Genomic DNA, 4,946 nt, shown 5'->3' with positions numbered 1-4,946 from the left:
CGACGAAACCACCCCAACCTGGCGAGACACCTGAACGTACATAACTCACAAACTTCGTGAATCAGACGTCCTCTGAGCAAGGGCGGTGGTGTCCATCGGGCGAGTCTGCCCGCGCCGGGTGACGCTCAGGTGGCCGGCGTGTAGCGGTACACCGCGAAGACGAAGTCCGGGCAGATCAGCTGGCACGCCGTGCAGCCGGTGCAGCCGTCGTGCAGCTCGGGGTAGCAGTACCCCTGCTCGTTGACCGTCGCCGACATCGTCAGCACGTTCGGCGGGCAGGCGGTGATGCACAGCTCGCAACCCTTGCAGCGCTCGGCGTCGATCTGCAGGGTGCCGCGGGTGGTCCGGCTCACGACTTCTCCTCGATGACGGCCGCCACGTCGGTCCACAGTGGGCCGGCCTCGGACGACGCCTCCTGGAAGACGCCGCGGCGGTGCAGGGCGCGGACCGCGTTGTCGGCGGTCAGGCGCAGGTGGGCCAGGGCGGCGGCGCCGGCCGCGTCGGGCGTGCCGTCGCGCAGCGCCAGGTACTCGGCGCGCAGCGCCGCCCGCTCGTCGGTCAGCGCGTCGTCGATCGAGAACCGGGCCGCGGCCGGCACCAGGCCGCTGAACGTGCGCAGCAGGGCCCGCAGGTGGTTGCCGGCGCCGGCGACGTTGACGACGCGGCGGAACTCGCGGGCCAGGGACTCGAACTCGGCCGGGTCGTCGCAGCGGGACAGGGCCTCGTCGAGCTTGCCGAGCGCGTCGAGGACGCCGGGGTCGCGGCGGGCGGCGACCCGCCGGTTGGTCAGGGCGCTGAGCATGCCGTACAGCGCGAACGCCTCCCGCACCGTGTCCTCGCCGAACTCGGCGACGTGCGCGCGGCGGTAGTGCGCCCGGTCGACGAGGCCGTCGCGCTCGAGCTGGATGAGGGCCTCGCGGACGGGCACCCGGCTCACGCCGAGCTCGGCGGCGACCTCGTCGAGGTCGATGCGCTGGCCGCTGCGCAGCCGCCCGGCGAACAGCCGCTCCAGGATGTGCGCGGCCACCGCCTCGCTGGTGTTGGCGCGTTCGAGGGTCACGGCGTCACCAGCTCTCCCAGCGGGTAGGTGGCCTCCATCGTGTCCTGCTGGTACGTCGGGCCGTCGGCGGTGGGCACGAACCAGCCGGTCGGGCACATCGTGAGGATCTCGACCAGGCTGAAGCCGGCGCCGCTGAGCTGCGCCTCGAAGGCCTTGCGCAGCATGCGCTTCGCCTGCAGGACCGCACCCGCGTTGGACACCGCGCCCCGCGCCACGTAGGCCGTCCCGCGCAGCCCGGCGACGAGGTCGGCGACGGGGATCGGGTAGCCGTGCGCGGCCGGGTCGCGCCCCTCGATGCTGGTCTTGGTCCGCTGGCCGAGCACCGTGGTGGCGGTCTGCTGCCCGCCGGTGTCGCCGAAGACGCCGTTGTTGAGCATCACGCAGGTGATGTTCTCGCCGCGCGCGGCCGCGTGCAGCACCTCCTGCAGGCCCTCGTTGGCCATGTCGCCGTCGCCCTGCAGCGTGAAGACGGCGACGCCGGGCCGGACCCGCTTGATGCCGGTGGCGCAGGCCGGCGCGCGGCCGTGCAGGCACTGCAGGACGTCGACGTCCATGATGCGCACGAAGCTGCCGTAGCAGCCGTGCCCCACGACCCCGATCGTCTGCTGCACGATGTCGAGCTCCTGCAGTACCTCCAGGAGGATGCGCAGCGCGACGGGCTCGCCGCAGCCGGGGCACAGCGAGTGCTCGCCGAGGATGAGGTTCGGCTTGAAGTCGGCGACCTTCCGCGCGTCGCGGACCGGCGGGCCACTGGTGTCGATGGTCATGCGGTCGCCTCCAGGATGCGCTCGCGGATGACGGGAGCGTCGAGCAGCGGCCCGTAGGACAGGCCGGACTCGGCGATGCTGACCCCGCCGATGAACCGCACGGCGCGGCGGTCGGCGGCGTGCAGCCGGACGTCGTCGAGCATCTGCCCGGCGTTGAGCTCGAAGACCAGCACCCGCTTCGCGGTCCGCGTCGCGGCCTCCAGCGCGTCGCCGGGGAACGGCCACAGCGTCACCGGGCGGAACCAGCCGATGCGGTGCCCGTCGGCGCGCAGCTCGGCGACGACGTGCTCGACGAACTTCGCCGCCGAGCCGAACGCGACCACCACGGTCTCCGCGTCCTCGACATCCGCCTGCTCGTGGCGGGCCTCCAGCTCGGCGATGCGGTCGAACTTCGCCGCGATAGCCCGCCAGTGCCCGTCCGGGCCGGGCCCGGGGTCGGTGGCCTTGCCCATCGCCCAGGTCCACACCTGCCGGCTGCGGCCGGTGCCGCCCCCGGTGCCGTCGAGCACCCAGTCCTTGGGCGGCAGCGGCCCGAAGTCGCGCGGCGAGACGTCGACGCCGACGCGGGTCTGCGCGAGGAGGGGGTCGCCGTACAGCACGACCGGCGCCCGGTGCTTGTCCGCGAGGTGGAACAGCAGCTGGGTGTGCTCGACCGCCTCGGGCACGTCCTTGGGCGCGAGGGTGATCGTGCGGTAGTCGCCCCAGCCGCCGCCCCGGGTGGCCTGGAAGTAGTCCTGCTGGTTGCGGGCCAGGTTGAACACGACGAACGGGGTCTCGTTGAGCGCGGCCTCGGCGATCGCCTCCTGCATGAGCGCGATACCCTGCCCGCAGGAGCCGGTGGCGGCCCGCGCCCCGGCCGCGGCGGCGCCGAGGGTCATGTTGACGCCCTCGATCTCGCTCTCGGCGTTGAGGCAGACCCCGCCGGCCTTGGGCAGCCGGCGCGACATCTCCTCCAGGAGGCCGGTGAACGGCGACATCGGGTACCCGGCGAAGAACCGGCACCCGGCCGAGATCGCCGCCTCGGCGATGGCGGCGCCCCCCTCAAGCAACTGCAGGCTCATGCGTCCTCCGCTCCGCTCCGGCCGCCTGAGCTCCACACAGAGCCCATGATGAGCGGCCTCCTCCGCTGCGCTCCGGAACCGCTCATGCTGCGGCCCCGGCCCGAAGCGCGCGGACGTTCGCCTCGGCGTGCTGGCGCCGGTACGGCGGGAGCAGCCTGGTCATCGCGTCCTCCAGCTCCTGCGGCGCCACGATCCGGGCCCGCGCGTTGTAGGCGCCGAGCAGGACGAGCCCCAGCGCGTTCGGCGCGTTCACGGACTGGGCGACGGTCTTCGCGTCGACGGTGGCGACGGTGAGGTCGCCGCGCAGGTGCGCCGGGTCGACGAGCGGGGCGTTGGCGAGGACGAACGCGCCGGGCCGCAGCCGCTCGACGACGTGCTCGCTGAAGCGGTGGTGGGCGAGGATCGCCGACCCGGCGCTGGGCAGGATCGGCAGCGCCCGCAGCGGCGCGCTCCCGACGACGACCGAGGCCTTCGACGGTCCGCCGCGCATCTCCCCGCCGTAGTCGGCGGCGAGCATCGCGTGCCGGCCCTCGCGGGTGGCGGCCTCGGCCAGGGTCTTAGCCAGCAGCTGGATGCCCTGACCCCCGATGCCGCTGACCACGACCTCCCACTCGCCGGTGCCGTCCCAGGCGACCGGCCCGGCGACTTCGAGTACCTCCATGCGGCCTCCCTTGACGCGGTTTGAATATTGAATACAAAATCTGATTCGGCCGTCAAGGGCGCCCGGATCGGCGCCCGAGGCGGGCGGCGCGAGATGCTGGAGGTGGTGCGGTGCGGGCGCTCGTCATGCGAGGGTTCGGGGACGTGGCCGTCGAGGAGGTGCCCGACCCCGTCGCCGGGCCGGGTGAGGTGGTGATCGACGTGGCCTGCGTGCAGCCGAGCGTCACCGAGTGCATGCTGCTCGCCGGGGAGCCGGTCGCCATGCACGGGGTGCTCGCCGCGCGGCTCGCGGCCGGGCCGACCCGGTTCGGCGGGCACGAGTTCGCCGGGGTCGTGCGCTCGGTGGGAGGCTCCGTGGGAACCGGAGCCGGCGACGTCAAGCCCGGCGACCGGGTCACCGCCGTGGAGACCGCCGCCTGCGGGCGGTGCGCGGCCTGCCGCCGGGACCGGCCCGACGCCTGCCCGGCGCCGAGCGTGCTCGGCTTCAGCGGGCCCGGCGCGTTCGCCGAGCGGGTCGTCGTCCCCGCGAAGACCGTCGTCCCGGTCCCCGCCGGTGTCGGCGCCTCCGCCGCCGCGGCCGTCCAGCCGCTCGCCGGGGCGATCCACGGGCACGCCCTGGCCGACGTGCGGCCCGGCGAGACGGTCCTCGTCCTCGGCGCCGGGGTCATGGGCGTCCTGCACGTCCGGCTCGCCCGGCTGGGCGGTGCCGGCACCGTCATCGTCACCGGACGCAGCCCGGCCAAGCTCGACCTGGCCCGCCGCGCCGGCGCCGACCTCGTCCTCACCGCGGACGCCGACGTGGAGGCGGCCGTCCGGGAGGCCACCGACGGCATCGGGGCCGACGTCGTCTTCGAGACCGCGGGCGGCGCCCCCGGCGCCGGCCTCAGCGGCACCTCCACCCTCGACCTGGCTGCCCGCTGCGTGCGCCGCGGCGGCCGGATCGTCGTCGTGTCCGTGCTGCCGGACCGCTCCCCGGCGCCGCTCGGCCTGCTGCGCGAGCGGGCGGTCGCGCTGCTGCACCCGCGGTCGGGAGCGGGCGGATACGCGCCTGGTGCGAGCGCCTTCGACCACGCGTTGCGGCTGGTGCGGCGCGGCGACGTCGACCTCGGCGCCCTGGTCACCCACCGCCTGCAGGGCGTCGAGGCGCTGCCCGAGGCCCTGGCGATCACCCGCGACAAGTCGGCCCACGGCGCGCTCGGGCCGGCCCAGGTGGACCTGCTCGACTGGGGGCAGGACGCATGAGCGGTTCCGGAGCGAAGCGGAGGAGGCCGCTCATCATGGGCTCAGTTTTGAACTCAGGCGGCCGGAGCGAAGCGGAGGACGCATGAGTAGCCCTGTGTCAAGCCGCCGGTTGTTGGAGGGCTTGGAGTGCGCCGTGTTTGTCCGGGTTGTAGGGGG

General features: G+C 74.2%; 6 protein-coding genes. 1 reads left to right on the top strand and 5 read right to left on the bottom strand.

Annotation, left to right across the window (positions count from 1 at the left end; genetic code table 11):
- Positions 1-125 precede the first annotated feature (125 nt).
- The 5 genes from IEZ31_RS55360 to IEZ31_RS55340 all read right to left on the bottom strand — a co-directional run bounded on the left by IEZ31_RS55360 (position 126) and on the right by IEZ31_RS55340 (position 3,549).
- Positions 126-353, bottom strand: coding sequence for a 4Fe-4S dicluster domain-containing protein (locus IEZ31_RS55360; RefSeq protein WP_190258225.1), 228 nt, complete (start codon positions 351-353; stop codon positions 126-128).
- Entirely contained in the window at positions 350-1,060 is a 711-nt protein-coding gene (locus IEZ31_RS55355; protein ID WP_190258224.1) for a GntR family transcriptional regulator, read from the bottom strand. The genes IEZ31_RS55360 and IEZ31_RS55355 overlap by 4 nt, the downstream gene beginning before the upstream one ends.
- Positions 1,057-1,827 (bottom strand): thiamine pyrophosphate-dependent enzyme, encoded by a 771-nt coding sequence (locus IEZ31_RS55350; RefSeq protein ID WP_190258223.1) that lies wholly within the window; start codon positions 1,825-1,827, stop codon positions 1,057-1,059. The genes IEZ31_RS55355 and IEZ31_RS55350 overlap by 4 nt, the downstream gene beginning before the upstream one ends.
- The gene (locus IEZ31_RS55345; RefSeq protein ID WP_190258222.1) at positions 1,824-2,888 is read right to left on the bottom strand and encodes a hypothetical protein; all 1,065 of its coding nucleotides are present in this window, start codon (positions 2,886-2,888) and stop codon (positions 1,824-1,826) included. The genes IEZ31_RS55350 and IEZ31_RS55345 overlap by 4 nt, the downstream gene beginning before the upstream one ends.
- A gap of 82 nt (positions 2,889-2,970) precedes the next feature.
- Positions 2,971-3,549: a 2-oxoacid:ferredoxin oxidoreductase subunit gamma family protein gene (locus IEZ31_RS55340; protein ID WP_190258221.1), complete on the bottom strand. Its 579-nt coding sequence runs from the start codon at positions 3,547-3,549 to the stop codon at positions 2,971-2,973.
- 110 nt (positions 3,550-3,659) lie between these two features.
- Between IEZ31_RS55340 and IEZ31_RS55335 the strand changes: the two genes are divergently transcribed.
- Positions 3,660-4,790 carry a zinc-dependent alcohol dehydrogenase gene (locus IEZ31_RS55335; RefSeq protein WP_190258220.1) on the top strand — a complete coding sequence of 377 codons (1,131 nt, stop codon included), beginning with the start codon at positions 3,660-3,662 and terminating at the stop codon, positions 4,788-4,790.
- The last annotated feature ends 156 nt before the right edge of the window (positions 4,791-4,946 follow it).

Source organism: Dactylosporangium sucinum (assembly GCF_014647515.1).
GTDB lineage: Bacteria > Actinomycetota > Actinomycetes > Mycobacteriales > Micromonosporaceae > Dactylosporangium > Dactylosporangium sucinum.
This window is presented reverse-complemented; position numbering and strand designations above follow the sequence as displayed.

Coding starts and splice junctions, on each gene's coding strand:
- IEZ31_RS55350 (WP_190258223.1), bottom strand. CDS start 1,827: ATGACCATCGACACCAGTGGCCCGCCGGTCCGCGACGCGCGGAAGGTC.
- IEZ31_RS55345 (WP_190258222.1), bottom strand. CDS start 2,888: ATGAGCCTGCAGTTGCTTGAGGGGGGCGCCGCCATCGCCGAGGCGGCG.
- IEZ31_RS55340 (WP_190258221.1), bottom strand. CDS start 3,549: ATGGAGGTACTCGAAGTCGCCGGGCCGGTCGCCTGGGACGGCACCGGC.